The organism is Thermomonospora echinospora (genome assembly GCF_900108175.1).
GTDB classification, from domain to species: Bacteria; Actinomycetota; Actinomycetes; order Streptosporangiales; family Streptosporangiaceae; genus Thermomonospora; species Thermomonospora echinospora.
In genome coordinates, this window is the sequence record NZ_FNVO01000028.1 from 33,270 (window position 1) to 58,174 (window position 24,905).

28 protein-coding genes are annotated in these 24,905 nt (G+C 72.1%); 13 read left to right on the top strand and 15 right to left on the bottom strand.

Going from position 1 to position 24,905, the window contains the following annotated elements; all coding sequences use genetic code 11:
* The first annotated feature begins 95 nt into the window (after positions 1-95).
* From C4U03_RS35285 to C4U03_RS35320, 8 genes are all read left to right on the top strand, one after another.
* Entirely contained in the window at positions 96-347 is a 252-nt protein-coding gene (locus C4U03_RS35285; protein WP_103944155.1) for an EF-hand domain-containing protein, read from the top strand.
* 247 nt (positions 348-594) lie between these two features.
* Complete coding sequence (locus tag C4U03_RS35290) at positions 595-1,098, top strand: 2Fe-2S iron-sulfur cluster-binding protein (RefSeq protein ID WP_103944156.1); 504 nt, start codon at positions 595-597, stop codon at positions 1,096-1,098.
* Positions 1,095-2,192, top strand: a complete 1,098-nt coding sequence (locus C4U03_RS35295) for an FAD binding domain-containing protein (RefSeq protein WP_103944157.1) — start codon at positions 1,095-1,097, stop codon at positions 2,190-2,192. The genes C4U03_RS35290 and C4U03_RS35295 overlap by 4 nt, the downstream gene beginning before the upstream one ends.
* The gene (locus tag C4U03_RS35300) at positions 2,189-4,282 is read left to right on the top strand and encodes a xanthine dehydrogenase family protein molybdopterin-binding subunit (RefSeq protein ID WP_103944158.1); all 2,094 of its coding nucleotides are present in this window, start codon (positions 2,189-2,191) and stop codon (positions 4,280-4,282) included. Before C4U03_RS35295 ends, C4U03_RS35300 begins: the two co-directional genes overlap by 4 nt.
* Before the next feature lie 237 nt (positions 4,283-4,519).
* Positions 4,520-5,341, top strand: coding sequence for an ABC transporter permease (locus C4U03_RS35305; RefSeq protein WP_103944159.1), 822 nt, complete (start codon positions 4,520-4,522; stop codon positions 5,339-5,341).
* 197 nt (positions 5,342-5,538) lie between these two features.
* Positions 5,539-6,249, top strand: coding sequence for an ABC transporter ATP-binding protein (locus C4U03_RS35310; RefSeq protein WP_103944198.1), 711 nt, complete (start codon positions 5,539-5,541; stop codon positions 6,247-6,249).
* Positions 6,246-7,244, top strand: a complete 999-nt coding sequence (locus C4U03_RS35315; protein WP_103944160.1) for an ABC transporter substrate-binding protein — start codon at positions 6,246-6,248, stop codon at positions 7,242-7,244. Before C4U03_RS35310 ends, C4U03_RS35315 begins: the two co-directional genes overlap by 4 nt.
* A 13-nt stretch (positions 7,245-7,257) precedes the next feature.
* A complete protein-coding gene (locus C4U03_RS35320) occupies positions 7,258-8,415 on the top strand; it encodes an LLM class flavin-dependent oxidoreductase (RefSeq protein ID WP_103944161.1) in 1,158 nt (385 codons plus the stop codon).
* Between the two features lie 50 nt (positions 8,416-8,465).
* On the opposite strand, the gene C4U03_RS35325 is transcribed toward C4U03_RS35320, so the two are convergent.
* The 4 genes from C4U03_RS35325 to C4U03_RS35340 all read right to left on the bottom strand — a co-directional run bounded on the left by C4U03_RS35325 (position 8,466) and on the right by C4U03_RS35340 (position 10,599).
* Positions 8,466-8,750, bottom strand: a complete 285-nt coding sequence (locus tag C4U03_RS35325) for a putative quinol monooxygenase (RefSeq protein WP_103944162.1) — start codon at positions 8,748-8,750, stop codon at positions 8,466-8,468.
* A 569-nt stretch (positions 8,751-9,319) separates the two neighbouring features.
* On the bottom strand, positions 9,320-9,514 hold the full coding sequence (locus C4U03_RS35330) for a DUF397 domain-containing protein (protein ID WP_103944163.1): 195 nt from the start codon (positions 9,512-9,514) through the stop codon (positions 9,320-9,322).
* Positions 9,511-9,708, bottom strand: a complete 198-nt coding sequence (locus tag C4U03_RS35335; RefSeq protein WP_103944164.1) for a DUF397 domain-containing protein — start codon at positions 9,706-9,708, stop codon at positions 9,511-9,513. Before C4U03_RS35335 ends, C4U03_RS35330 begins: the two co-directional genes overlap by 4 nt.
* Before the next feature lie 27 nt (positions 9,709-9,735).
* Positions 9,736-10,599: a helix-turn-helix domain-containing protein gene (locus C4U03_RS35340; RefSeq protein WP_103944165.1), complete on the bottom strand. Its 864-nt coding sequence runs from the start codon at positions 10,597-10,599 to the stop codon at positions 9,736-9,738.
* Positions 10,600-10,829: 230 nt separating this feature from the next.
* Between C4U03_RS35340 and C4U03_RS35345 the strand changes: the two genes are divergently transcribed.
* Positions 10,830-11,450: an ATP-binding protein gene (locus C4U03_RS35345; protein WP_103944166.1), complete on the top strand. Its 621-nt coding sequence runs from the start codon at positions 10,830-10,832 to the stop codon at positions 11,448-11,450.
* A gap of 465 nt (positions 11,451-11,915) precedes the next feature.
* Here the strand turns inward: C4U03_RS35345 and C4U03_RS35355 are convergent, their stop codons facing one another.
* The 4 genes from C4U03_RS35355 to C4U03_RS35370 form a co-directional block, all read right to left on the bottom strand.
* Positions 11,916-12,425, bottom strand: coding sequence for a flavin reductase family protein (locus C4U03_RS35355; RefSeq protein ID WP_103944168.1), 510 nt, complete (start codon positions 12,423-12,425; stop codon positions 11,916-11,918).
* The gene (locus C4U03_RS35360; RefSeq protein WP_103944169.1) at positions 12,422-12,934 is read right to left on the bottom strand and encodes an NADPH-dependent FMN reductase; all 513 of its coding nucleotides are present in this window, start codon (positions 12,932-12,934) and stop codon (positions 12,422-12,424) included. The genes C4U03_RS35355 and C4U03_RS35360 overlap by 4 nt, the downstream gene beginning before the upstream one ends.
* A 77-nt stretch (positions 12,935-13,011) precedes the next feature.
* Positions 13,012-13,449 (bottom strand): rhodanese-like domain-containing protein, encoded by a 438-nt coding sequence (locus C4U03_RS35365; RefSeq protein WP_235018334.1) that lies wholly within the window; start codon positions 13,447-13,449, stop codon positions 13,012-13,014.
* The gene (locus C4U03_RS35370; protein WP_103944171.1) at positions 13,446-13,904 is read right to left on the bottom strand and encodes a cysteine dioxygenase; all 459 of its coding nucleotides are present in this window, start codon (positions 13,902-13,904) and stop codon (positions 13,446-13,448) included. The genes C4U03_RS35365 and C4U03_RS35370 overlap by 4 nt, the downstream gene beginning before the upstream one ends.
* 292 nt (positions 13,905-14,196) lie before the next feature.
* Between C4U03_RS35370 and C4U03_RS35375 the strand changes: the two genes are divergently transcribed.
* Positions 14,197-15,567: an ABC transporter substrate-binding protein gene (locus C4U03_RS35375; protein WP_103944172.1), complete on the top strand. Its 1,371-nt coding sequence runs from the start codon at positions 14,197-14,199 to the stop codon at positions 15,565-15,567.
* Between the two features lie 25 nt (positions 15,568-15,592).
* On the opposite strand, the gene C4U03_RS35380 is transcribed toward C4U03_RS35375, so the two are convergent.
* Together C4U03_RS35380 and C4U03_RS35385 are read right to left on the bottom strand one after the other, a co-directional pair.
* The gene (locus C4U03_RS35380) at positions 15,593-16,657 is read right to left on the bottom strand and encodes a rod shape-determining protein (RefSeq protein ID WP_103944173.1); all 1,065 of its coding nucleotides are present in this window, start codon (positions 16,655-16,657) and stop codon (positions 15,593-15,595) included.
* Between the two features lie 236 nt (positions 16,658-16,893).
* On the bottom strand, positions 16,894-17,901 hold the full coding sequence (locus C4U03_RS35385; RefSeq protein WP_103944174.1) for an effector-associated domain 2-containing protein: 1,008 nt from the start codon (positions 17,899-17,901) through the stop codon (positions 16,894-16,896).
* A 506-nt stretch (positions 17,902-18,407) separates the two neighbouring features.
* Here C4U03_RS35385 and C4U03_RS35390 point away from each other — a divergent pair.
* The 3 genes from C4U03_RS35390 to C4U03_RS35400 all read left to right on the top strand — a co-directional run bounded on the left by C4U03_RS35390 (position 18,408) and on the right by C4U03_RS35400 (position 21,170).
* Positions 18,408-18,860 carry a lasso peptide biosynthesis B2 protein gene (locus tag C4U03_RS35390; protein WP_103944175.1) on the top strand — a complete coding sequence of 151 codons (453 nt, stop codon included), beginning with the start codon at positions 18,408-18,410 and terminating at the stop codon, positions 18,858-18,860.
* Entirely contained in the window at positions 18,857-19,225 is a 369-nt protein-coding gene (locus C4U03_RS35395; protein ID WP_103944176.1) for a DUF488 domain-containing protein, read from the top strand. Before C4U03_RS35390 ends, C4U03_RS35395 begins: the two co-directional genes overlap by 4 nt.
* Positions 19,226-19,298: 73 nt before the next feature.
* Positions 19,299-21,170, top strand: coding sequence for a CASTOR/POLLUX-related putative ion channel (locus C4U03_RS35400; protein WP_327374290.1), 1,872 nt, complete (start codon positions 19,299-19,301; stop codon positions 21,168-21,170).
* A gap of 119 nt (positions 21,171-21,289) precedes the next feature.
* Here the strand turns inward: C4U03_RS35400 and C4U03_RS35405 are convergent, their stop codons facing one another.
* The 5 genes from C4U03_RS35405 to mtlA form a co-directional block, all read right to left on the bottom strand.
* On the bottom strand, positions 21,290-21,580 hold the full coding sequence (locus C4U03_RS35405) for an HPr family phosphocarrier protein (RefSeq protein WP_103944178.1): 291 nt from the start codon (positions 21,578-21,580) through the stop codon (positions 21,290-21,292).
* Between the two features lie 108 nt (positions 21,581-21,688).
* Positions 21,689-22,729 carry a zinc-dependent dehydrogenase gene (locus C4U03_RS35410; protein ID WP_103944179.1) on the bottom strand — a complete coding sequence of 347 codons (1,041 nt, stop codon included), beginning with the start codon at positions 22,727-22,729 and terminating at the stop codon, positions 21,689-21,691.
* A complete protein-coding gene (locus C4U03_RS35415; protein ID WP_327374292.1) occupies positions 22,726-23,232 on the bottom strand; it encodes a PTS sugar transporter subunit IIA in 507 nt (168 codons plus the stop codon). Before C4U03_RS35415 ends, C4U03_RS35410 begins: the two co-directional genes overlap by 4 nt.
* Positions 23,225-23,533: a PTS lactose transporter subunit IIB gene (locus C4U03_RS35420; RefSeq protein WP_103944180.1), complete on the bottom strand. Its 309-nt coding sequence runs from the start codon at positions 23,531-23,533 to the stop codon at positions 23,225-23,227. Before C4U03_RS35420 ends, C4U03_RS35415 begins: the two co-directional genes overlap by 8 nt.
* On the bottom strand, positions 23,530-24,771 hold the full coding sequence (gene mtlA, locus C4U03_RS35425; RefSeq protein ID WP_103944181.1) for a PTS mannitol transporter subunit IICB: 1,242 nt from the start codon (positions 24,769-24,771) through the stop codon (positions 23,530-23,532). Before mtlA ends, C4U03_RS35420 begins: the two co-directional genes overlap by 4 nt.
* Between the last annotated feature and the right edge of the window lie 134 nt (positions 24,772-24,905).

Consider the following 24,905-nt stretch of genomic DNA (forward strand, 5'->3'; position numbering starts at 1 on the left):
CATTTCAGTTAGGTGCGGGTATGTGATCCTGTCACCCCTGGGACAGCCCGCCGGTATGCCATGATGCGGGCACCTTTGACTCAACGAGGAGTGGTATGACCGCCGAATCGATCGAGGACGGCCTCATCAACGCGTTCCGGCGGATCGACGTGGACGGCGACGGCAAGCTTGACCTGATGGGTTTCACGCTGATCCTGGACGAGTTGGGCCTGTCGTGGTCGCGGGCCGAGACCCAGACCAGATTCGAGATCGCCGACAGCAACCGCGACGGGCTGATCTCCCTGGGAGAGCTGCGTGCGATGCTGGTCCCCTACAACCTGGCCGGCCCTGCCGGCGCCCCCGCCTGACGGCGTTCCCAGACGGGCGGCGGGGAGCCCGCCGCCCGAGGCGTGCAGAGTCGCCGCCCGGCCGATGCCTTCGGAAGCCTCCGGCCGACCCGAGGCCTTCAGGGCTCTCCGGCAGGCTTGAGGTCTTCGAGAGTCTCCGGTCAGTCCGGGGCCTTTAGGGCTCTCCGGCCAGTCCAGGTCTCCAGGAGCCTTCGATCGGTCGATGTCTCCAGGAGTGGCCGTTCGGGAGGCGGGTACGCGGCGGGGCATGGACGCCTCGATCAGGCTGCGGGTGGACGGTCAGTGGCGGACGCTGGACGTCGACACGCGCACCACGCTGCTGGACGCCCTGCGGGAACGGCTGGGGGTGACCTCGCCGAAGAAGGGCTGCGACCACGGCCAGTGCGGCTCGTGCACGGTGCTGCTCGACGGGCGGCGGGCCGTCACCTGCCTGGCGCTGGCCGTCGCCCATGACGGGGCGGAGATCGTCACCGCGGAGGGACTCGCCGACGGCGAGGACCTGCACCCGGTGCAGCGGGCCTTCCTGGAGCAGGACGGCCTGCAGTGCGGCTACTGCACGCCGGGGCAGGTCTGCTCGGCGGTGGGGATGCTGGAGGAGGTCAAGGCCGGCTGGCCCAGCCAGGTGACCGAGGATCTGGCCGGCCCGCCGGAGTTGGACGACGAGGAGATCCGCGAGCGCATGAGCGGCAATCTGTGCCGCTGTGGCGCCTACCCCAACATCGTGGCCGCGATCCGGCAGGGGGCGCGGTGAGACCGCTGGAGTACCGACGCGCCGAGGACCCGCGCCGGGCGGTGACGGCGGTCGCCGGGCGCCCCGGGGCGATGTTCCTGGGGGCGGGCACCAACTTGGTGGATCACCTCAAGCTCGGCGTCGCCCGGCCCGACCTGCTGGTGGACGTCTCGCACCTGCCCTACGACAAGATCGAGCCCCGTCCCGGCGGAGGGCTGCGGATCGGCGCGGCGGTACGCAACAGCGACCTGGCCGCCCATCCGCTCGTCCGGCAGCACTATCCGGTGCTGGCCCAGGCGCTGCTGTCGGGCGCCTCACCCCAACTGCGGAACCTGGCGACCACCGCCGGCAACCTGCTGCAACGCACCCGCTGCCCGTACTTCCAGGACGTCACCACCCCGTGCAACAAGCGCGAGCCGGGCACCGGCTGCTCGGCGCTGGAGGGCTACAACCGCGAGCACGCCGTCCTCGGGGCGTCCGAGCACTGCGTGGCGGTGCACCCGTCCGACATGGCCGTGGCGCTGACCGTGCTGGACGCCGAGGTGCGGGTCCTCGGCTCGGGTGGTGAGCGGACCATCCCCATCACCGAGCTGTACCGGCTGCCGGGGGATCGGCCGGACCGCGACACCGTCCTCAAGCACGGCGACCTGATCACCGCCGTGGACCTGCCCGGCCTGCCGATGGCGGCGCACTCGGCCTACCGCAAGGTCCGTGAGCGCGCCTCGTACGCGTTCGCGCTGGTCTCCGTGGCGGCGGCGGTGCAGGTGCGAGATGGGGCGATCACCGATGCGCGGGTGGCGTTCGGTGGGCTGGCACACAAGCCGTGGCGCGCGTACCGGGCGGAGGAGGCCCTGCGCGGCGTGCGGGTCAGCGCCGCCCCCGGCGACACGCTGGCGGAGGCCACCACCGCCGCGCCCATCGCGGCCGGCGGCGCGGCCTCCACGGGGGAGAACGCGGGCGGCACCTCCACCGTGGAGGACCTACGGGCGGCGGCCGACGCGGAGCTCGCCGACGCCCGCCCGCTGGCGCACAACGCCTTCAAGATCCCCATGGCCCGGAACACGTTCGTCGCGGTGCTGCGCGGCCTGCTGCGCGAGGAGGGCGCGACACGATGACCGAGACCATCCGGGCCCGCGCCATGGGCCGGCCGCTGGAACGGCTGGACGGCCGCGACAAGGTCGTCGGCCAGGCGCCCTACGCCTACGAGCAGCAGGTCACCGACCCGCTCTACCTGCATCCGGTGCAGGCCGTGATCGCCCGTGGCCGCATCAACGCCATCGACACCGCCGACGCCGAATCCCTCCCCGGCGTCGTCACCGTGCTCACCCACCTCAACGCGCCCCGCCTCACCGGCGACGGTGACGGCGACGACAGGGAGTTGTGGGTGCTGCAGTCGGACGAGGTCCACTTCCGGGGCCAGTTCATCGGCGTGGTCGTGGCGGAGACCTCCGAGATCGCCCGGCACGCCGCCGACCTGGTCCGCGTCGAGTACGAGCGGTGGCCGCACGACGTCGAGCTGAGCGCCGACCGCGACGATCTCTACGCGCCGGACAAGGTGAACGCCGGTCACGACACCGACACCGACGTCGGGGATGTGGCGGCGGCGCTGGCGGACGCGCCGGTGGTCGTTGATCACACCTACCGCACCCCGATGGAGTACAACAACCCGATGGAGCCGCACGCCACCGTCGCGGTGTGGGATGCGGGTGGGCTGACCATGTACGACTCCACCCAGGGCGTCCATGTGGTGCGGCAGCGGCTGGCCCCGCTGTTCGGGCTCGACCCCGGTCACGTGCGGGTGGTCGCCCCGCACGTCGGCGGCGGGTTCGGCAGCAAGGGCGCCCCGCACGCGCACAACGTCCTGGCCGGGCTGGCGGCGCAGGTGACCGGCGGCCGTCCGGTCAAGCTCGCGGTGACCCGGCAGCAGATGTTCTCGGTGGTGGGCCACCGCACCCCGACCATCCAGCGGATCGGCCTGGGCGCCGAGACCGACGGCAGGCTGACCGCGCTGGTCCACGAGGTGGTGGAGCACACCTCCCGGATCGTGGAGTACGCCGAGCAGACCGCCGTGGTGTCCCGGATGATGTACGCCGCCCCGAACCGCCGGACCCGGCACCGGCTGGCCGCGCTGGACGTTCCGGTGCCCTTCTGGATGCGGGCCCCCGGCGAGGCGCCCGGGGCGTTCGCCCTGGAGGTCGCGATGGACGAGCTGGCTGTGGCCTGCGGCCTGGACCCGGTCGAGCTGCGGATCCGCAACGAGCCCGACGTCGATCCCGAAAGCGGCAGGCCGTTCTCCGGGCGGCGCATGTCGGAGTGCCTGCGCGAGGGCGCCCGCCGGTTCGGCTGGGAGTCGCGCGACCCCACCCCGGCGGCCCGGCTGCGCGACGGCTGGCTGGAGGGCACCGGGGTGGCCGCCTCGGTGTATCCGCGCATCATGCAGACCGGCAACCGCGCCTGGGTCCGGTACGGGCCGGACGGCCGGTACGAGGTGGGCATCGGCGCCGTCGACATCGGCACCGGCACGTGGACGGCCCTCACCCAGATCGCCGCCGACGCCCTGGAGGTCCCGGTCGAGGAGGTCCGGCTGCGGATCGGTGACACCGACCTGCCCGAGGCCGCCGTCGCCGGCGGCTCCGGCGGCCTGTCGGCGTGGGGGTCGGCGGTCGTCGGGGCGGCCCGCGCTTTCCGCGAGAAGTTCGGCCGTCACCCGTCCGCGGGGGACGAGGCCACCGGGACCGCGCCGGAGAGCCCGGCCGCCGAGGACTTCTCGATGTACTCCTTCGGCGCCCAGTTCGCCCACGTCCGGGTGCACGCCGACACGGGGGAGATCAGGGTGCCGAGGATGCTCGGCGTGTTCACGGTCGGTCGGGTGGTCAACCCGCGCACCGCCCGTTCGCAGTTCGTCGGCGCCATGACCATGGGGCTGTCGATGGCGCTGCACGAGGAGGCGGTGCTGGATCCGCGCTTCGGCCATGTCGTCAACCACGACCTGGCCACGTACCACATCGCCACGCACGCCGACGTCCAGGACGTTGACGCGATCTGGCTGGACGAGGAGGACCCCCGCTCCAACCCGATGGGGATCCGGGGCATCGGCGAGATCGGCATCGTCGGGGCGGCCGCCGCCGTCGCCAACGCCGTCCACCACGCCACCGGTGTCCGTGTCCGCGACCTGCCGATCACCCCGGACAAGCTGTTCCACTGACCATCGCACCGGCCTGCCCCGCCGGGTGAACGGCGGCATTCCGTTGTATGCCTATTGATTTGGTAGGAAAACTAGGGCAAGCTGCCGGTGTGCATCCCCTCCAGGCCCTCCCCCCGGCTCGCCGCCTCGTCGTGCGCCTGCACGTCGACCTGCGGCGGCAGGCGAGCGCCCTGTGTCCGCGTTGAGGCACTCCACCCGACGTCCGTCGACCGGCTCATCGGAAGGGTTCGTCCGATCATGTCCGCACCGTCCCTCGACCTGGCCCGCCCGGCCGGCCGCGTTCGGAACGTTCCGATCCGGCTGCCCCGGGGCGCGCTCGTCCGCCTCGCCAGTCCGCTGGCGCTGCTGGTGCTCTGGCAGTTGGCCGGCACCACCGGCCTGCTGCCCGAACGGCTGCTGGCCGCCCCCTCGACCATCGCCGCCACCGCCCTGGACCTGGTCCAGGACGGCACGCTGACCGGCGCGATCGGCGTTTCGCTGCGGCGGGCCGTGCTGGGCTTCCTGCTTGGCGCGGCGGCCGGGGTGGGGCTGGCGCTGGTGGCCGGACTCAGCCGGCTCGGCGAGCACGCCGTCGACCCGCCGATGCAGATGCTGCGCGCGCTCCCGCTGTTCGGCCTGATCCCGCTGTTCATCCTGTGGTTCGGCATCGGGGAGACGCCCAAGGTGGCCCTGGTCGCCTTTGGTGTGGCGTTCCCCCTCTACCTGAACACCTACGCCGGCATCCGAGGAGTGGACGCCAAGCTGGCCGAGCTCGGCCGGGTGCTGCGGCTGGGGCGGACCGCGCTGATCCGGCACATCGTGCTGCCCGGCGCGTTGCCGCAGACGCTGGTGGGGCTGCGGCAGAGCCTAGGCGTGGCCTGGCTGGCGCTGATCGTCGCCGAGCAGATCAACGCCGACCGGGGCCTGGGCTTCATGATCAACGACGCCCGGGAGTTCCTGCGCACCGACGTCGTCGTGGTGGGGCTGCTGACCTACGCGCTGCTCGGCCTGCTCACCGACGCCTTCGTCCGGCTGCTGGAGAGGAGGGCGCTGGCATGGCGACACGAGTTCCGGGCGTAGCCGCGGACACCGGCGCGGATGTACCGGTGACCTCTGCATCCGGATCGGAGGCATCGGCGACCCCTGTATCCGGATCGGAGGCATCGGCGACCCCCACATCCGGCGCGAACGCACCGGTGGCCCCGGCATCCGGATCAGGCACACCGGTGACCCCCGTATCCGGATCGGAGGCCGGCGCGTCCGCCTCCGTCACATCCTTGCCCGAGCCGGTCGTCCGGGTTTCCGGACTGGTCAAGCGGTTCGGCGACCGCGCCGTCCTGGACGGGCTGGACCTGGAGATCCGGCGCGGGGAGTTCGTCGCGCTGCTGGGCCGCAGCGGCTCGGGCAAGTCCACTTTGCTGCGCGCGCTTGCCGGGCTGGAGCCGGTTTCCGGCGGCGAGTTGGACGTACGCGGAACGGTGTCGGTCGCGTTCCAAGAGCCCCGCCTGGTGCCCTGGAAACGGGTGGCGGCCAACGTTGCGCTCGGCCTGGACGACCCGGACCCGATCGTGGCGGCCGCCGCGGCGCTCACCGAGGTGGGGCTGCTCGGGCACCGCGACGCCTGGCCGCTGACCCTGTCCGGCGGCGAGGCCCAGCGCGTCTCGCTCGCCCGCGCGCTGGTCCGCAAGCCCGGCCTGCTGCTGCTGGACGAGCCGTTCAGCGCCCTGGACGCGCTCACCCGCATCACCGTCCACCGGCTGGTGCTGGACCTGTGGGCGCGGCACCGCCCCGGTGTCCTGCTGGTCACCCACGACGTCGACGAGGCGCTGCTGCTGGCCGACCGGGTGCTGGTGCTGGAGGACGGGCGGATCGCCCACCAGAGCACGGTCGGTCTGGACCGGCCCCGGCACCGCGACCATCCCGAGCTGATCGAGCTGCGCACCGTCCTGCTGGACCGGCTCGGCGTGACCGTTGAGGGGACTTCATGAATCGGCGCATCGCCGCCCTGCTGGCTGCCCTGACCCTGATCGTGGCGACGGCCTCGGGCTGCGGCGACTCCGGCGAGGACGCCGACGCCGCGACCGGCCCGGTGGACCTGACCAAGGTGACGCTGCGGGTCGGCGACCAGAAGGGCGTCAGCATCCAGTCCCTGCTGAAGGCGGCCGGGCAGCTCGACGGCACCCCCTACAAGGTGAGCTGGTCGCTGTTCACCTCCGGGCCGCCGATCCTGGAGGCCATCAACGCCGGGGCGGTGGACTTCGGCTCGGTCGGCAACACGCCGCCGGTGTTCGCCGCCGCCGCCCGTTCCAAGATCGTCATCATTGGGGGCACCGAGGTCGCCCTGGACGGCCAGGCCATCGTGGTGCCCCGCGGCTCGGCCCTCAAGACGCCCGCCGACCTGCGCGGCAAGAAGGTCGCCGTGGCCAAGGGCAGCTCCGCGCACTACCACCTGCTGTCGGTGCTGAAGAAGAACGGGCTGGCCTTCACCGACATCCAGCCGCAGTACCTGCAGCCCGCCGACGCGCTGGCGGCCGTGTCCGGCGGCCGGGTGGACGCCTGGGCGATCTGGGAGCCGTACACCTCCCAGGCCGAGGCCCAGACCGGGGTGCGCATCCTCGCCGACGGCAAGGGTTACGTGAACGGCTACAACTTCCAGATCACCTCCCGGTCGGCGCTGAAGGACCGCAACAAGGTCGCCGCCCTGAAGGACTTCCTGGCCCGCTTCCACAAGGCGCTGCTGTGGGCCAACGAGCATCCGCAAGAGTGGGCGAAGCAGTGGGCCGCCGACACCGGGCTGCCCGTCGAGGTCGCCGAACGCGCCCACCGGCGCCGACTCGCCACGATCATCCGCCTCGACGACACGGTGGTCGCCGAGGAGCAGCGGGTGGCCGACGCGTTCTCGGAGGTCCGGCTGGTGCCCGGCAAGGTGGAGATCGCGGACTTCTTCGACCGGCGCTTCAACGACATCGTCTCGACCCGATGAAGGACCCGTACCCATGACGCTGAAGTTCCACTGGTTCCTGCCCACCTTCGGGGACGGCCGTTCCCTGGTCGGCGGCGGGCACAACGTCCCCCGGGGGATCACCGCGCCGGCCGGCCGACCGGGCCGGGCCGACCGGCACCGCGCGCCCGACATCGACTACCTGGCCCAGATCGCCCGGTCGGCCGAGCAACTCGGCTTCGACGCCGTCCTCACCCCGACCGGCACCTGGTGCGAGGACGCCTGGCTGACCACCGCCGCGCTGATCCGCGAGACCAGCCGGCTGCGCTTCCTGGTGGCCTTCCGGCCCGGACTGGTCTCGCCCACCCTGGCCGCCCAGATGGCCGCCACCTTCCAGCGGATCTCCGGCGGGCGCCTGCTGCTGAACGTGGTCACCGGCGGCGAGCAGGCCGAGCAGGCCCGCTTCGGCGACCACCTGAGCCACGCCGAGCGCTATGCCCGTACCGACGAGTTCCTGTCGGTCGTCCGGGGCGCCTGGGGTGAGGAGCCGTTCGACTTCACCGGCGATCACTATCAGGTGGCGGGGGCCACGGTCGCCGGCGACGTCGATCCCGTCCCCGAGCTGTACTTCGGCGGCTCGTCGGAGGCCGCCGGCCCGGTCGCCGCCCGGCACGTGGACGTCTACCTCACCTGGGGCGAGCCTCCCGTGCAGGTCGCCGAGAAGATCGCCTGGATCCGCAAGCTGGCCGCCGAGGAGGGCCGCATCCTGCGCTTCGGCATCCGCCTGCACACCATCAGCCGCGACACCTCCGAGGAGGCGTGGCGGGAGGCCGACCGCCTGCTGAAGGACATCGACCCCGCCGCCGTCGCGACCGCCCAGCAGACCCTGGCGCGCAGCGACTCGGTGGGCCAGCAGCGGATGCTCTCCCTGCACGAGGGCTTCCGCGAGGGCGGCGGCTCCACCCGCGACCTGGAGGTCTACCCCAACCTGTGGGCGGGCGTCGGCCTGGTCCGCGGCGGCGCCGGCACCGCCCTGGTGGGCAGCCACACCGAGGTCGCCGACCGCATCGAGGAGTACGCCGACCTGGGCATCACCGAGTTCATCATGTCCGGCTACCCGCACCTGGAGGAGGCGTACTGGTTCGGCGAGGGCGTCCTACCCGAACTCCAGCGCCGAGGCTCCTTCGCCCCCGGCCTCTGGGGCACGGCCTGACCGTCCCCAGCACGAGCGCCGCCCCCGCCTGCCGGGGGCGGCGCTCTGCGTTACGCCGCCTCGACGGCGGAGACTCGGTGTCTGCGTACATGGGCGTCACGGATCTCGGCTTGCTGCGCGGGCTCCGGCCCGGAGCCCCGAAAGCCCTCCAGCGCCGCGTCCGACTCCCACTGCTCGTACACGTTGATCCGCCCTGGCTCGATCGGGTCGGCCGACAGCACGAAGTCCAGACACCCGGGCGTACTCCGCGCCTGCTCGATGACCGGGCGACACCCCGCCAGATACTCGTCCCGCGCCTGCGGATCGACATGGATCCTGCCGGACACGATGATCATCCCTCACCCTCCCGAAAACCGTCACCGAATGGTCCACGGATACAGACCGCACGACGCCCCGAAACCCATCGCTTTGTCACGGTCCGCTGGGGACGGTCACCGTCGCCGGGCGGGGTGGTCCTGCTCCTGCGCTCGGTGGACTTGCGGGACTTGCGGGACTTGCGGTGCTTGGCGACGGCCGGGCCTGCCTCGGCAGGACGGCCGATCCGTGTCACCGGATCCAGCGCGGTGGCTGCATACCTCCGCCGTACCTCCGCCGTACCTCCGCCGATCTTGACGTTATCGTCGCCTGAACGCGGTTCAGAGCGCAATAACGTCAAGATCGGCGAGATCTGCGAGGTCTGCCGGGGTGAGTGGACACGGTGGGCGGCCCAGGCCCGTACCGCCGCGCCTCTCCGGGTACAGCGCCTCACATCCGAACGTGCCGAAGCACCGATCCCGCTCCCCATACGACTGAGCGCCGCTCCAAGTCACGGAGCGGCGCTCGATCAGGTCACGGTCACCGGGTCGATATGCGTGCGGCGGCCGGGCCGGTGGGGAGCCTGGCCGCGTGGTCGAACACCTGGCCCTCAGGCCGAGTCTTTGACGGCGTGGACGAGCGCGGCCCACTGGGAGCGGGTCAGCAGCAGTTTGGGTCCGTCGGGGTTCTTGCTGTCCCGTACGGCCACCGTGTGCTCACACCCGCCGACCTCGACGCAGTCGCCGCCGTTGTTGCTATGGGTGCTCTTGCGCCAGGCCACGTTCGTGAGGTCGGAATCGCTCACGGGCAGCTGTCCTTGATGGTGTGGACGAGTGCCGTCCACTGGGTGAGGGGGAGAACGATCCTGGGGCCATCGGGGTTTTTGGAGTCGCGGATGGCGATTCCGGTGCTGAGGTCGGCGATCTCGACGCAGTTGCCGCCGTTACCGCTGTGGCTGCTCTTGCGCCAGACTGCACGGGACAGGGCCTCCTGGGTCATGGCCCGCACCTCCTCGTATCACTCGTGCTACGACAGGTCCTCGGCCACCCGGGCGATCATCGCTCGCGACTCGTCAGGGTCGAGCGCCTTGGCGATCAGGTGGTTGAACATCAGCGTATAGCGCTCGATTTCCGGTGTCTCCTCCAGGTAGAGGCCGCCCGTCTGGTTCTCCAAATAGATGATGTCGGGGTCACTGGCCTCCGGAAAACTCAGGATCGTGAATGATCCCTCCATGGCAGGGTGCGCTCCCGCCCTGAACGGCAGAACTTGGACGCTCACATGTGGCAGTCGGGCCAGCTCCGCGACATGACGTAGCTGGTCGCGCATCACCTCAGGGCCGCCGACGACGCGGCGGATCACTGCTTCGTTCACCACCGCCCAGAACGTGAGCGGGTTGTCTCCGGTCAGCCTTTCCTGACGCGCCGTTCGCACTGCGATCTTGCGTTCGATCTCCTCCTCGCTATCGGCTGCGGGCGCGGTACGCAAGAACTCGCGGTAGTAGTCCGGGGTCTGGAGCAGTCCGGGCATCAGCTCCGCCTCGTACGCCCGGATGGAGGACGCCTCGGCCTCCAGGCCGACGAAGAACTGGAACCAGCTGGGGATGGCGCTGCCGTAGGAGTGCCACCAACCCCTCTGTCGGGCCTCCCGGGCGAGGGTCAGCAGCACCTCGCGCTGATCGGCGTCCACGTCGTAGATATCGAGCAGCACCCGTAGCTCGGTCGGGCGGACGCGCCGGTCGCCCTTCTCCCATCGGCTGATCGCCGAGCTGCTGAAGTCGCCGTCCGCCTGAGCGACGACCTGTTCGATCGTCAGGCCGCGCTCTTCGCGCAGGCGGCGCAGCTCGTACCGGAGCCGACGGCCGCGCACGGTCGGACTTGGACGTACCGGCATAAAGCCACCTCTTTTTTGGGGAATTGACAAGAGGGACTTGCCAATCCTACGCAGTGCAATGCACCGTTGACGGTGTGCAGCATGTCAGGGTGGTGCGCCCCGTGCGGGCGGAAGGCGGGTTTTCACCACCTCGGTATGCCGGTCAGGTGCAGGCAGGCGGACGTACGCACAGGCGATCGCGGTGAGCATGACCAGGGGTGCGGTCGTCGTACGGGGATGGAGGAAGGTCGATGGCTGATGTCCCGCGAGAGGGCCGGGAGGGTCCTGGGGAGCCGCCAGTACGGCCGGGCGCTCATGACGCGGAGGTGGCGGGGACGCTGATCGAGGTCGTGCCGAACGGGGCGTGGGCGGTGCGGGTGCTGTTGTGCGCCACGTTCCCGGCGGTCGAGGAGCAGGTGCGCGGGGCGCGGCGGGCGGTGCGGCGGGTGCTGGGCGCGCATCCGGAGTTCGACGCGGGGGACGCGGAGCTGCTGGTCAGTGAGCTGGCGGGCAACGCGGTGCGGCACAGCGGGTCGCGGGTGTTCACGGTGGAGCTGGCGTGTACCTGGAGCGGGGCGCTGCGGATCGTGCTGGTGGATGAGGGGCGGGGGAGCACGACGCCGCATCTGCGGGCCGGTGGGCCGTCCGATCTGGGTGGGCGGGGGCTGCGGCTGGTGAACGAGCTGGCCGGGCGGTGGGGGGTGGTCCGCGAGCGGGGCGGTCGGCTGGCGGTGTGGTGCGAGCTCGGTGGCGGTCCTCAGCCGTACGCCCGTCCCGGTCTCCGTGGTGGGCGTCGCCTGGCCCGGAGGGTACGAGACGGTGATCCCGGGTTCCCCAAGGTCGGGTACGGCCTGGTGGCGGGTCGGTGGTGACGGGGGGTGGCCGCGCGATCGGATGAGCCGGGACGCGGCGGACCACCACCCGGTACGTACCACCCCTCGTTCGGTACGCATCAACCCTCGTCAGGTACGCGACACCCCTCGTTCGGCGCGGTCTACCTCACCGATCGGGAGCGGGAGGCGATCAGGCTGGCCGCCGAGGTTCGGGAGCTGATGCGGGCCTGGATGGTGCGTCGGGGCGTGGCGGCGACCCTGGGTGTTTCCCCCTACGTGGACCGCGCGGGTCGGCCGAATGTCCTCATCCGTGTGGACGTCCACCTCATCCTCGTCATGCTCCTCAGCCTCCCGGACGGGTGGACGCCGCCGCCTCCGGCCGGGCGGCCCGGTGGTCACTCCCGCAGCGGCCGGTGATGGCCAACGCGGCTTCGGCCCGGTCACGCCGTCGTGACCGGGCCGAAGCTTTGTGAGCACCGCGGCGGCCACCCCCGCCGCGGTGGATCAGGGGTGCGGGATGAAACGTCCGAAGCGGCCGTGGTGGTAGACCAGGGGGGTGCCGCCGTGGCCGTCCCGGGTGCCGATGACCAGGCCCACCACCAGGTGGTGGTCCCCGATCTCGACGGTGCCGTGCGGAACGGCCAGCAGTTGGGCGGTGACCTCCTCCAGGAGGGGGACGCCGCCGGGGCCGGGATACCAGGCCGTGGGGACCGCGAAGCGGTCGATGTCCTTGCGGGCGAAGCGGTCCGCCACCTCGGCCTGGTGGCCGGCCAGCAGGTTGACCGCGAACAGGTCGGCCTGCGCCAGGTCGGGCCAGGTGGTGGAGGACCTGTCGACGTAGAACGACACCAGCGGCGGATCGAGGCTGACCGACGAGAACGAGGTCGCGGTGAGGCCGACCGGCCGGCCGTCGGCGCTGCGGGCGGTGACCACCACGACTCCGGCGGCGTGCCGGGCCAGCGTCCGGCGGAAGCGCTTGGCGTTCACCGGCCGGTGGGTGAGGGTCTCGGTCATGACGCCGCCTCCAGGACGATCTGGGGCACGATCCGGTCGGCCCACTCGGCGAGCACCTCGTCCAGGTCGGGAAGCTCCGACTCCAGCAGGGCCAGGCCGGGGGTGGGCACGCGGGCGCCGAGTTCCACCAGCAGCGGCCGCAGGTGGACCTCGACCGCCAGGGAGTGCCGGGGGTGGCCCAGCACCAGTACGGGCAGCGCGACCGTCGAGGCCAGCGCCCCCGAGGGCAGCAGGTCCAGGAACGACTTGAGCAGGCCCGTGTAGGTGCCCTTGTAGGTCGGGCTCGCCACCACCAGCACGTCCGCGCCGGCGGCCAGCTTCAGTGCGTGGTCGAGGTCGCCGGAGGGCTCGGGAGCGTAGATCTGGGCGGCGAGCCCGGACAGGTCGATGACCTCGTCCGGCCCGGTCCGCCCGATCCGGCGGGCGACGACGCGGGCGGCCTCGACGGCGGCGTGGCGGGTACGGGACCCCGCGCGGGGGTTGCCGACCAGGGTGACGACGCCGCTCATCGCAGCCTCACCGGGCGGTGCATATGAACGGAACGGGGGGTGCGCAGGCAGTTGTTCACGGGAGGTCTCCGGAAGGGTCAGTGGTAGGTGGGGTCGGGAGCGGCGGGCCAGGGAGCGCCGGTCGTCGGCAGCCCGGCGGAGCGCCAGGCGCGGTAGCCGCCCACGACGTCGGTCGCGCGCAGCAGGCCCAGGTCGTGCAGTGCGGCGGCGGCCAGACTGGAGGTGTAGCCCTCCGAGCACAGCACGATGACGCGCACGTCGTAGCCGGTGGCCTCGGGCAGCCGGGCCTGTCCGGCGGGGTCGAAACGCCACTCCAGGACGTTGCGTTCGATGATCAGCGAGCCGGGCACCTCGCCCTCGGCGGCACGGTGCGCCTGCGGGCGGATGTCCACCAGCAGCCCGTCGCCCACGCTGAACTCCTTGTACGCCTCGGCGGGCTCCAGCCGGACGAGCCGCCGCCGGGCGTCGGCCAGGATGTCGTCGATGGAGCGGGCGCCGGGCGGGCGGCCGGTCACCACTGGTCGGACCGCTCGGCGGCGAGCTGGACGAGCTCGCCGGAGCCGGTGAGGTCGTAGCGGTTCATCACGGTCAGCGGCGGCGAGTAGACGTGCACGCTGACCGCCGGGGCGTCGGATGCGTTGATCACCTCGTGGATGTACCCGGTGCCGAACTCGCGAGACTGGCCCGTCGCCAGCGTGCGCCGAGCGGTCAGGTCGTACTCGTCCAGGCTGCCGAGGGCGACGGCGAACGCGCCGCGCGAGTCGCCGTGGTCGTGCAGCCCGGTGGACTGCCCCGGCATCCAGCTGATCAGCCAGATCTCCACGTCGTCGTCGCGGTGCAGGCGCTCGTACCAGCGTTCCTCGGTGCGCAGCCGCACCCGCTCGATCCAGTCCTGCGGGGCGGCGGCCAGCGACCGGGCGATCTCGGCCGGCCGGGTCCCGGCGGGCGCCGGGGAGGTGCTCAGGGTCATGGGTCACTCATCCGTGTGCGGTGTGTCGGTCGTCGTGCTCGCCGGAGGTGGCGGACGGACACAGCGCGCTCGCCTGCCGGCGCAGATCGACGTGGCGGCGCAGCCAAGGGCGGCGGCGCGGCCGTCGAGGGACCCCGGAACGCATGCCCTCACGATCGCAGAGGTTTCCTAGTGAGTCAACAGGAATAGTCGAGTAGACGGGGGCGAGCTGCTGTAATTACTTAGGGTGAGCGGATGCTGACGGGGTATGACCCGCAATCATTTGATCGTTCATGGTCGGGGGCGGGGCAGCATGCGGGGGGCTTCCTGCGGGACGGTACGAATCGGGCCCGATGGGCGGCGCGGGCGGCGCGGCTCCGGGGCCGGCGCGGCGTCGCGATCGACGCCGGTTTCCCGGCACGGCCGAAGGCCCGGCCACGGGCTCGCGTCCAGGACGGGGGCGGCCACGGCGGTCCTGCTGCTGGGCGGCCTGGCGGCGGGCTGCGGCCCCGGGGACGGCGGGCGGCCCGTCATCCACCTCTACAACGCCCCCCAGCGGAGCATCGGCGCGCTCGTCGAACGCTGCAACCGGCTGGCCCACGGCCGGTACCGGATCGTCGTCGGCATCCTGCCCCGGGACGCCGCCGGCCGGCGGGCGCAGATCGTCCGGCGGCTGGCGGCCGGCGACCCCGGGCCGGACGTGATCGGCATGGACGTCACGTGGACCGCCGAGCTGGCCGAGGCCGGATGGATCCGCCCCTGGACCGGCGTGCACGCGCGGCGGGCCCGGCAGGGCACGCTGGCCCGGCCGCTGGAGACCGCGACCTGGCGGGGCAGGCTGTACGGGGCGCCCTACCACACCAACGTCCAGTTGCTGTGGTACCGCTCGGACCTGATCCCCAGGCCGCCGGCCACCTGGAGGGGGCTGATCCGGGAGTCCAGACGGCTGGCCGCCGCGGGCAAACCGCACTTCGGCGAGGTGACCGGGGCGCCGTACGAGGGCATTGTGGTGTGGTTCAACAGCCTGGTCGCCTCGGCGGGCGGGAGCGTGCTCACCTCGGCCGGCGACGCCGTCTCGCTCGGCGAGCCGGGACTGCGGGCCCTGCGGGTCATGCGCGACTACGACCGTTCGCCGGCCGCCGACCCGTCCCTGCCGAGCATGCGCGACGACGACGCCCGGCTGGCGATGGAGGGCGGCGGCGTCGCCTACCAGGTCAACTGGCCGTTCGTCTATCCGTCCATGGCCGCCAACAGGCCCCACATGCTGCGGCACCTCAGATGGGCCCCCTACCCGGGCATCACCGGCCCCGGCAGGGCCCCGCTGGGCGGCGCCAACTTCGGGATCAGCGCGCACTCCCGGCATCCCGGGCAGGCGTTCCGGGCGGCGCTGTGCCTGCGGGACGCCGAGAGCCAGCAGATCGCCGCCGTCCGGGACGGGCTGCCGCCGACGATCCGCGCCGTCTACGACAAGCCCGAGATGGCCAGGGCCTACCCGATGCGGCAGGAGATCCTGCGGGCGCTGGACACCGCCGCGCCGCGCCCGCGGACCCCGTCCTACCAGCACGTCTCGACGGCCATCTCCACCGTGCTGTCACCCCCCGAGGCCATCGACCCGCCACGGACGCTGGCCAGGCTGCGCGACCTGATCTCCAAGGCCCTCGAAGGCCGGAGAGCGATGCCCTGACGCGGCTCTTCCACAGGCCAAGGGCTCACAGGCGGCGGGGTGCGGCCATGAAGCCCTGGCGGCGGTCGCGGTGCGGCACCCGCCGGCGGCGGAAGTCGCGGGCGTGCTCCAGCAGTTCCGCCGCTCCCAGCACGACCACGTTCGCGGGATCGTCGCCCGCCACCCGGGCGGGCAGCCCGGTTCGGGCCTGCACCAGAGCGGTCAGGCCGGCGAGCCGGGCGCCGCCGCCGGTCAGAGTGACCCCGTCGCGGGCCAGGTCGCAGACCATGTCCGGCGGGCAGGCGGCCAGCGTCGTCCGGATCGCCTCCATGAGGGTGTCCAGCGGGCCGGAGACGGCGGCGGTGACGTCGGCGGGGGACAACATGACCGGTCGGGGCAGCCCGTTGTCGGAGTCGCGGCCGTGCACCAGGAAGGGCGCGGAGGCGAACCCCCGCTGCGGGCCGGCGCCGAACCGCGCCTTCAGCGTCGCCGCGACGTCGGCGCCCAGCAGGACCCCCTTCTCCTCCCGTACGTGCCTGGCGATCGCCTCGTCCAGGTCCTGCCCGCCCACCCGCACGGTACGGGCGGCGGCGATCGAGCCCAGCGACATCACGGCGATGTCGGTCACCACGGCCCCCAGGTCGACGACCATCACGGCGCGCGGCTCGTCCAGCGGCAGCCCCGCGCCGATCGCCGCGGCGAGCGGGACGGGCACCATCGCCAGCCACCGCGCGCCGACGCTCGTGGCGGCCGCGCTCAGCGCGCGCAACTGCACGTCGGTGATCTGGCTCGGCACGGCCAGCGCCAGCCGCGGATTGGCCAGGTAGCGGCGGCGATGGGCGATACGCAGCAGATGCCGCAGCAACCACTGCACCGCCTGCGGGTCGGCCGGCACGCCGCCCTCGAACGGCCAGGAGAACAGCACGTCGCCGGGCGTCTGGGCGCGTATCGCCAGCGCCTTCTCCCCCGCGGCCAGGAATCCTCCGGTCTGCGCACTGGTCGCCAGCAGCGACGGCACGGCGAGCACCCCGCGCCCGCGCACATGGACGCGTGCGGTGCGGCTGCCCAGGTCGACGGTGGTGTCACGGCAGGGGAAATCGCGAAGCGACATGCTCGGGCTTCCCTTCCGGGCGTGGAACGCAGGACGCGCCGCCGGCCGTTGCGGGCGTATTCCCGCAGTCCTGGGAAACGGGATCGGCGCCGGACCGGGGCACCGTGGCCGTTATGTACCCGCAACCCCGCCGATAATCGTCAAGCCGCAGGAAAGAAGAACTCTTCGGTCAACATCCCCCAAGGCCTACTCGGCGGGATAAAACGGTCTCGGCCCGGCCGGGGAACGGCGTGGCCTCAGTGCTCCCCGCAGATCCGGGCGATCGTCTCCCGCAGCGCCGCCACCTGCGGGGTGTCGCCCGCGTACGCCCGTACCAGCGCGGCGAGCTCCAGCAGCCCGCCGGGATACTGCGCGCAGGTCCGCACGATCGACATTCCGTCCATATGGGGCTGGGGCCGCCGGGCCACCCGGATCCTGATCTCCCGCCGCAGCGACTCCACCACCCCGTCACGGCCCTCCGCCGTCACCATCAACGGGATGTCCAGCAGCCGGTCGACCACGTCCAGCAGTTCCTTCATGGTGAGGTCGGCGGACGGGCCATGGCCGACGCCCGGCACCGTGATCCGCACCTCGGCGCGCGGCTCCTGCGCCGCCGGTGGATCGGCCGGCACCAGTTGCGACCCGTCGCCGCCGTGGCCCTCCCCGGGGATGCGCAGCCAGGCCGTGGCCCGGGTCTCCTTGTTCGCCACGGGGAGGGGCCGGAACTCGTCCGGGTCGATCAGGCCGCGGGCGTCGCGGATCACCTCGTCGTACAGGGCCTGCGAGGCCAGCACCCCCAGCACCGAGCCGGAGCGCTTCAGCGCCGCCTTGAAGCCCGGCGCGTCCAGCAGCCGGAACACGTGGTTGGCGTCGGCGCCCACGATGCCCTTGCCGTCGGACTTGGCCCGCCCCAGGTGCAGGGCCGTCCGCAACCGGATCCTGGCGACGTCGGAGGCCAGGTCGTTGTAGTCCAGCAACCTGCCGCGCAGCAGGTCGATCAGCGGATGCACCAGCCGCGAGGAGTCCAGCTCCGGTGGCAGCACCACCATCACGCCGTCGCCGCGGTCCTCGTGGTAGCACCGGCCCGGCGGCAGGTCCGCCCGCTCGAAGCAGTCCTCCAGCATCGCGTACAGGGCCAGCCGCATGTGCTCGCGGGCCAGGTCAGAACGGGAGTGGGCGGTGAAGCTGACGATGTCGCAGACGAAGAAGGTGCACTGCCCCGAGGGGTTCCACCCGTCCCGCCCACCGAACGAACCGCTTGCCATGACCGCCGGGCTCCCCTCGGCACCATCGAACATCGACAACTTTGCCTTGCATTACACGTCACGGACAAGGCCGGGAATGTGCTGTCCGGCGCAGAGTCGCCACCCGGCTGCGGCTTACGGTGCCGCCCCCCGCGCCCCGGCCCGTGGCGGGGGAGCCCGCGGCGGATGGAGGGCTCGTTGCCACGGCTGCCACATATTTGTCGCCCCATCGGCCGCCGAAAACAGTGGAATGGGATGTCGTGTCGGCTTTGCCGGTGGGGTTTTCGGGGAGATCGCGAAATTCTCCCGTGAGTGTCCGTGCCTTTCGGACGGGCTGGACAGCGGCTCGGAACAGGTGTGAAACTCGTCCCGTTCCCCGCTGTGAGACCTGGTGAAACCGGGTGCGGAGCGGGAATCGGCGGGCGGTGGGGCAGAAAAGGCGCCGGTTCGACAGAAAGGCACACGATGAAGCCGTACGCGACTGCGGACTTTACAGCCGTCCGCACCGGGGGCTCCCGGGAGCAGCCGTGACCGTATCGGATGCGCTGAACCGGCCGCCGGGCGTGCCGACCCGGCACCGGATGGCGGCGCGGGTCGCGGTGGGGCTGGCGTTCGGGCTGGCCCTGCTGCCGTCCGGCCGCCTGCACGCCGTCCTCACCAGGATCAGCAGGGGTGCCGCCCCCGCCGGTTACGAGCAGGCGAAGGCCGCGCGGGACGCGGTATTAGCGGTGAGCCTGGCCTGCCTGGGCTCGCGCGGCTGCCTGCCGCGGTCGCTGGCCACCGCCCTGCTGTGCCGGATGTGGGGAGTGTGGCCGACCTGGTGCGTGGGCGCCCGGACCAGACCCCCGTTCGGCGCGCACGCCTGGGTCGAGGCGGAGGGCCGCATGGTCGGCGAGGACGCGTCCGAGGGCTACCTGAACACGCTGATCTCCGTTCCGCCGACCGAACCGGGCCGACGTGCGGGTACGTCCCAGACATGATCGAGATTCGCCGTGTGTACGACGCGCCGCCGGAGCGGGGCGCGGTATTCCTGGTCGATCGGATGTGGCCGCGCGGTAAGCGCAAGGAGGACCTGTCCCTCGACGGCTGGCTGCGCGAGGTGGCCCCCTCCACCGAGCTGCGCCGGTGGTTCGGGCATCGTCCCGAACGCTTCGCGGAGTTCGCCGAACGCTACCGCCGTGAGCTCGACGCCGCGCCCGACGCCGTACGCCCGCTGCTGGAGGCGGCCCGCCAGGGCCCGCTGACCCTGCTCTACTCGGCCAAGGACACCGAGCACAACCAGGCCGTCGTCCTGCGCGACTACCTGCGGGACCGGCTGGGGGACGAAGACGACCCGAACGGGTGATCTCCGTCGTAATCCTCGGATGTCCCGACATGCGCTGCTAACGTCGTGCCGCCGGGGGACGGGGAGGCACGGGGTGAGGGCGATCAGGTGGCGGGACCGATTCCGCTACTGGTTCGACAACACCATGTCCAAGGGCACCCCGGCGCTGATCGGCTGGCTCGGGCTGGCCTCCGCCGTGCTGATCGTCACGGTGGCGTCGCTGGCCCTGCTGCTGGCCCCCGGCGACACCGACGAGAACGGCCACTGGGCCGGGGTGCTGTGGCGCAGCCTGCTGCGAACGCTGGACGCCGGCACCATGGGCGACGACCAGGGCAGCGCGCCGTTCCTGGCCCTGATGCTGACCGCCACGGTCGGCGGGCTGCTGATCGTCAGCGCCCTGATCGGCGTGCTCACCACCGGCCTGGAGGCCAAGCTGGAGGAGCTGCGCAAGGGCCGCTCGCGCATCGTGGAACGTGACCACACGGTGATCCTGGGCTGGTCGGACCAGGTGTTCACGGTCATCGCCGAGCTGATGGAGGCCAACCAGAGCCGCCGCCGCTCGTGCGTGGCGATCCTGGCCGACTGCGACAAGGTCGAGATGGAGGACGCCCTCCGCGCCCGGGTCGGCGACACCGGCCGCACCCGGGTGGTGTGCCGGCACGGCAACCCGCTCAAGGTGGCCGACCTGGAACTGGTCAGCCCGGCCACGGCCCGTTCGATCGTGGTGCTGGCGCCGCCGGTGGACGACCCCGACACTCATGTGATCAAGGTGCTGCTGTCGCTGGGCACCCGGGGCTGGTCCGAGCCCCGGCCGCACGTGGTCGCCGCCGTGCAGGACTCGGCCAACCTGCCCGCCGCCCGGCTGGCCGGCGGCCCGGCCGCGCACGTGATCGACGCCGACGACATCGCGATCCGGCTGATCGTGCAGTCGCACCGCCAGTCCGGCCTGTCCCAGGTGTGCACCGACCTGCTGGACTTCAAGGGCCACGAGTTCTACATGCGGGCCGAGCCGGGCCTGGTGGGCACCACTTACGGGGACGCGCTGCTGGCCTACGAGCTGGGCATCCCGGTCGGGCTGCGGCGGGACGGCGCCGCGCTCCTCAACCCGCCGATGGACACCGTGATCTCCGCCGACGACGAGATGATCGTGCTGGCCGAGGACGACCTGCTGATCAGGCTCGGCTCCGACCGTCCCGCCGTGGTGGAGGAGGCGATCGAGGTCGTGCACCCCCGCATCCCCGAGCCCGGCCGCACGCTGCTGCTGGGCTGGAACCACCGCGCTCCCAAGATCATCAGGCTGCTGGACGAGTTCGTGGAGGCCGGCTCTGAGCTGACCATCGCCGGGCTGTGCGAGGACCCCCGCGACGGGCTCGGGACCCTGCGCAACCTGACGGTCGGCTTCGTGTACGGCGACGACACCGCGCGGGGCTTCCTGGAGTCCCTGGACGTCGGGTCCTACCAGCACGTGGTGGTGCTGTCCGACGAGGCGTTCGACCCGCACCTGGCCGACGCCCGCACCCTGGTGACCCTGCTGCACCTGCGCGACATGGAGGACCGGCTCGGCGACCCGTACTCCATCGTCAGCGAGATCAACGACGACGCCAACCGGGAGGTCGCCCAGGTCACCAAGGCCGACGACTTCGTGGTCAGCGCCAAGCTGATCAGCCTGATGCTCACCCAGCTCAGCGAGAACCGGTACCTGTACGACGTCTTCTTCGACCTGCTGGACCCGGCCGGCTCGGAGATCTACCTCAAGCCCGCCGCCGACTACCTGACCCCCGGGGTGACGGCCAACTTCGCCACGGTGATCGAGGCGGGGCGGCGGCGCGGCGAGACCCCCATCGGCTACCGGCTGATGGAGCGCTTCCACCAGCCGCCCGGCTACGGCGTCGTCCTCAACCCCGACAAGGCCGCCCCGCTGACCTTGTCCGCCGACGACCGCGTCATCGTCATCGCCGAGGATTGACCCGCCTCCTCGGGACCTCCGGCGTCCATGCCCCGCGTCACGGCGTGATGGCGCCATCGGACAGTGCGGCGGAAAGAGTTCTCGGTGTCGGGGCGGACCGCCGTACGGTCCCGGAGGGCTCAGGTGGGTTCGGGGTCCTCGGCGTCCAGGTCGCGGGCCAGCAGGGCGGCGAGTTCGTCCAGTGCGCGTTCGGCCTGGCCGTCGTCGCCGTCGGCCTGCAGGGTGACCTCGGTACCGTGGGCGGCGCCGAGGGTGAGCACCGCCAGCAGGCTGGCGGCGAGGACGGGCGGGCGGCCGGGCACGCCGATGAGGACCTTGACGGGCTGGCGGGCGGCGGCCTCGACGAAGATCTTCGCCGGCCGGGCGTGCAGGCCCTGTGCGGCGGCGACGGTCACGGTGCGCTGAGGCATGATGCCTCCTTCCGGGGGGTGGGGCCGTCCCCGGCCCGGTGGCCGGGGACGGCACGGGTCAGCCGATCACAGCGGAGCGCCTGGCCGGCCTCCGCCGGGGAGCACCACTCAGGGCTGGATGGTGACCTTGATGGCCTCGCCGCGGGCGACGAGGTTCAGGGCGTCGGGCAGCCGGTCCAGGGAGAGGCGGTGGGTGATGAGGTCGTTCACCGGAACCTGGCCGGAGCCGATCAACTCCAGGGCGCGGGCGTTGTGGGCAGGGCTGGAGCCGTTGGCGCCGACGATGCTCAGCTCCCGGTAGTGGACGGCGTTGGAGTCCACGGAGATGATCGGGTCGTCCTTGGGGAGCCCGCCGAAGAAGCTGATGCGGGCGCCGGGGGCGGCCAGCCGGAGGGCCTGGGTCTGGGCGTGGCCGGACGCCGCCGCGGTGATGGCCACGTCCGCGCCCCGGCCCCCGGTCAGCTCGCGGACGGCCTCCACCACGTCGGTGTCGGCGGCGCACAGCGCGGCGTCCGGCTTGACCAGCTCGGCGGCCTGCTCCAGGCGTTCGCGGTTGAGGTCCACCAGGAACACCCGGCCCGCGCCCCGGGACCGCGCCACCCGCACGTGCAGGCAGCCGATCGGGCCGGAGCCGAAGACCACCACGTCGTCGTCGCGGCCGACCCGTGCCAGCTCCTGCCCGTTCAGCACGCAGGCCAGCGGCTCGGCCACCGACGCCTCGGCGAACGAGACCCCGTCGGGGATGCGGTTGACCCCGTCCACGGCCAGCACCTTGGCCGGGACGATCATGTACTCGGCGAAGGCGCCGTCGTAGTGGTACCCCATCGACTCCTGGCGGGCGCACACCGTCATCCGGCCGCGCCGGCACTCGGCGCAGCTCCCGCAGGGGATGGCGGCGATCACCTGGACGCGGTCCCCGGGCTCCCAACCGGTGCCCGCCGAGCCGACCGACACCACCTCCCCGGCGATCTCGTGGCCCATCACCCGGGGCGGCACGATGTGGTGGTGCCCGAAGCGGGAGATCTTCACATCGGTGCCGCAGGCGGAGCAGTTGTGGACCCGGATCTTCAGCTCGCCGGGGCCGGGCTCGGGCTCGGGCGCGTCCTCCAGCCGGATGTCGCCGGGCGCATGGAAACGAGCGACCTTCATGGGGTAGTTCCTTGCTGTTCGGGCCGGAGAAGCCGGATGACCTCCTCGGCGGTGGCGGCCTCGCGCAGACGGCGGGCCCGGCCGGGGTCCATCAGGATCTGCGCGAGTTCGGTGAGGATCGCCATGTGCCCGTCGCCGCGGGCGGCGATGGCGATGCAGACCGTGACGGGATGCCCGTCCCAGTCCACACCGCCGGGAAACCTCAGCACGGCCAGGGCGTCGCGGAGCACGGCGTCCTTGCCGGCGGCCGTGCCGTGCGGGATGGCCACGCCCTCGCCGAGGTGGGTGGACAGGGAACGCTCCCGCTCCAGCATGCTGTCGACGTACCCGGCGGTGACGGCGCCGACGTCGGCCAGCGCCCGGCCGCACTGGCGGACGGCGTCCTCCCGGCCGGTGGCGCGGGCGTCGAGGCGGATGGCGCGCGGGTCCAGCAGCCGCGCCGTCCCGCCGTCCGGCGTGCCGGACGAAGTACTGGACGAGATGCCGGACGAGGTGTCAGGCACTCAGCACACCGCCGTCCCTGATGGCTGTGACGACCCCGTCGACCGCCGGGTCCCCCAGGTAGACCTGGAACGGGACGACCACCTTGCCGGGGGCCCCGCGGCGGGCGCGGTCGGCGAGCCCGGTGTGGCAGACCACCACGTCGGCGTCGGCGGGAATGGAGTCGACCGGGGTGTGCTCCACCACGACCTGCTCCTTCTTGAGCGCTCTGCGCAACTGGCCGGCCAGCATGACGCTGCTGCCCATGCCGGCGTCGCAGGCGATGACGAGTTTGCGGACGTCCTTGCCGTTGATGGTGGTCATGAGGGGTCGGCCCTTTCGGTGAGCGTCACGGTCGGGCGGGAGGAGTCGTCACGGACACCGTCGGCACCGGTGTCCCGGCCGCCCGGGTGGGCGGTCTCGTCGCCGTGCTGATCGTCGGTCTCGGCCCTGTCCTGGGTCCGGTCGCCGTCCTCGCCGCCGTCCTCGCCGGTTTCCGTACGCGGCTCGGCGAGCCTGCCGAAGCCCAGCAGCGCCGAGCCGACCAGGAACGACACGGCGGCGGAGGCCAGCATCCCGGTGTAGACGCCGACCCAGTTGCCCACGCCGCGGGGGGTCTGCGCCAGGTAGGCGAAGATGCTGCCGGGGGAGGGGGTGGCGACCAGCCCGGTGCCGAAGGCCATGAAGATCGCGACCCCGGTGGCGCCGCCGGCGATGGCGGCCAGGATCATCCGCGGCTTCATCAGGATGTAGGGGAAGTAGATCTCGTGGATGCCGCCGAAGAAGTGGATGATCATCGCGGCGGGGGTGGTGGGCCGCAGCCGGCGCGGTCCGAAGAAGGTGTAGGCCAGCAGCACGCCCAGACCGGGCCCGGGGTTGGACTCCAGCATGAACATGATGGACTTGCCGGCCTCGGCGGCCTGCTGCACGCCCAGCGGCCCCAGCACGCCGTGGTTGATGGCGTTGTTGAGGAACAGCACCTTGGCCGGCTCGATCAGTACCGAGGCCACCGGCAGCACGTCGTGGTCGACCAGCCAGCCGACCGCGTCCCCGGCCGCCTCGGTGACGGTGCGTACCACCGGGCCGATCGCCCACTTGCCCGCCACCGCCATGGCGGCGGCCAGGATGCCGGCGGAGAAGTTGTCCACCAGCATCTCGAAGCCGGGCCGGACCCGGTCCTCGACCAGCCCGTCGAACAGCTTCATCAGCCAGGCGGCCAGCGGCCCCATGATCATGGCGCCCAGGAACATCGGGGCGTCCGCGCCCACCACGACGCCGATGGTGGCGACCGCGCCGACCACCGCGCCGCGCTGGCCGTGCACCATCCGGCCGCCGGTGTAGCCGATCAGCACCGGCAGCAGGACCTTGATCATCGGGTCCACCAGCTCGGCGAGGTCCTCGTTGGGCAGCCAGCCCGTGGGGATGAACAGCGCGGTGATCAGCCCCCAGGCGATGAACGCCCCGATGTTGGGCATCACCATCGCCGCCAGATATCCGCCTATGCGCTGCACTCTGGCGCGCATACCGGTACCCGTGGCCTGAGGTGTGTACGCAGTGGCCATGCACGGCCTCCTGTCGGTCGGAACGGGGTGGACGAGGGACGGGCGGGTCTGCGTGAGGGGAAACGAGATCCACGTGGGGATGAACGGGATCTGAACGGGGTGGACGGGCTCTGAGCAGGGACGGGGTCTGCGCG

Coding starts and splice junctions, on each gene's coding strand:
- C4U03_RS35285 (WP_103944155.1), top strand. CDS start 96: ATGACCGCCGAATCGATCGAGGACGGCCTCATCAACGCGTTCCGGCGG.
- C4U03_RS35290 (WP_103944156.1), top strand. CDS start 595: ATGGACGCCTCGATCAGGCTGCGGGTGGACGGTCAGTGGCGGACGCTG.
- C4U03_RS35300 (WP_103944158.1), top strand. CDS start 2,189: ATGACCGAGACCATCCGGGCCCGCGCCATGGGCCGGCCGCTGGAACGG.
- C4U03_RS35305 (WP_103944159.1), top strand. CDS start 4,520: ATGTCCGCACCGTCCCTCGACCTGGCCCGCCCGGCCGGCCGCGTTCGG.
- C4U03_RS35315 (WP_103944160.1), top strand. CDS start 6,246: ATGAATCGGCGCATCGCCGCCCTGCTGGCTGCCCTGACCCTGATCGTG.
- C4U03_RS35320 (WP_103944161.1), top strand. CDS start 7,258: ATGACGCTGAAGTTCCACTGGTTCCTGCCCACCTTCGGGGACGGCCGT.
- C4U03_RS35325 (WP_103944162.1), bottom strand. CDS start 8,750: ATGATCATCGTGTCCGGCAGGATCCATGTCGATCCGCAGGCGCGGGAC.
- C4U03_RS35335 (WP_103944164.1), bottom strand. CDS start 9,708: ATGACCCAGGAGGCCCTGTCCCGTGCAGTCTGGCGCAAGAGCAGCCAC.
- C4U03_RS35340 (WP_103944165.1), bottom strand. CDS start 10,599: ATGCCGGTACGTCCAAGTCCGACCGTGCGCGGCCGTCGGCTCCGGTAC.
- C4U03_RS35345 (WP_103944166.1), top strand. CDS start 10,830: ATGGCTGATGTCCCGCGAGAGGGCCGGGAGGGTCCTGGGGAGCCGCCA.
- C4U03_RS35355 (WP_103944168.1), bottom strand. CDS start 12,425: ATGACCGAGACCCTCACCCACCGGCCGGTGAACGCCAAGCGCTTCCGC.
- C4U03_RS35360 (WP_103944169.1), bottom strand. CDS start 12,934: ATGAGCGGCGTCGTCACCCTGGTCGGCAACCCCCGCGCGGGGTCCCGT.
- C4U03_RS35370 (WP_103944171.1), bottom strand. CDS start 13,904: ATGACCCTGAGCACCTCCCCGGCGCCCGCCGGGACCCGGCCGGCCGAG.
- C4U03_RS35375 (WP_103944172.1), top strand. CDS start 14,197: ATGCGGGGGGCTTCCTGCGGGACGGTACGAATCGGGCCCGATGGGCGG.
- C4U03_RS35380 (WP_103944173.1), bottom strand. CDS start 16,657: ATGTCGCTTCGCGATTTCCCCTGCCGTGACACCACCGTCGACCTGGGC.
- C4U03_RS35385 (WP_103944174.1), bottom strand. CDS start 17,901: ATGGCAAGCGGTTCGTTCGGTGGGCGGGACGGGTGGAACCCCTCGGGG.
- C4U03_RS35395 (WP_103944176.1), top strand. CDS start 18,857: ATGATCGAGATTCGCCGTGTGTACGACGCGCCGCCGGAGCGGGGCGCG.
- C4U03_RS35405 (WP_103944178.1), bottom strand. CDS start 21,580: ATGCCTCAGCGCACCGTGACCGTCGCCGCCGCACAGGGCCTGCACGCC.
- C4U03_RS35410 (WP_103944179.1), bottom strand. CDS start 22,729: ATGAAGGTCGCTCGTTTCCATGCGCCCGGCGACATCCGGCTGGAGGAC.
- C4U03_RS35420 (WP_103944180.1), bottom strand. CDS start 23,533: ATGACCACCATCAACGGCAAGGACGTCCGCAAACTCGTCATCGCCTGC.
- mtlA (WP_103944181.1), bottom strand. CDS start 24,771: ATGGCCACTGCGTACACACCTCAGGCCACGGGTACCGGTATGCGCGCC.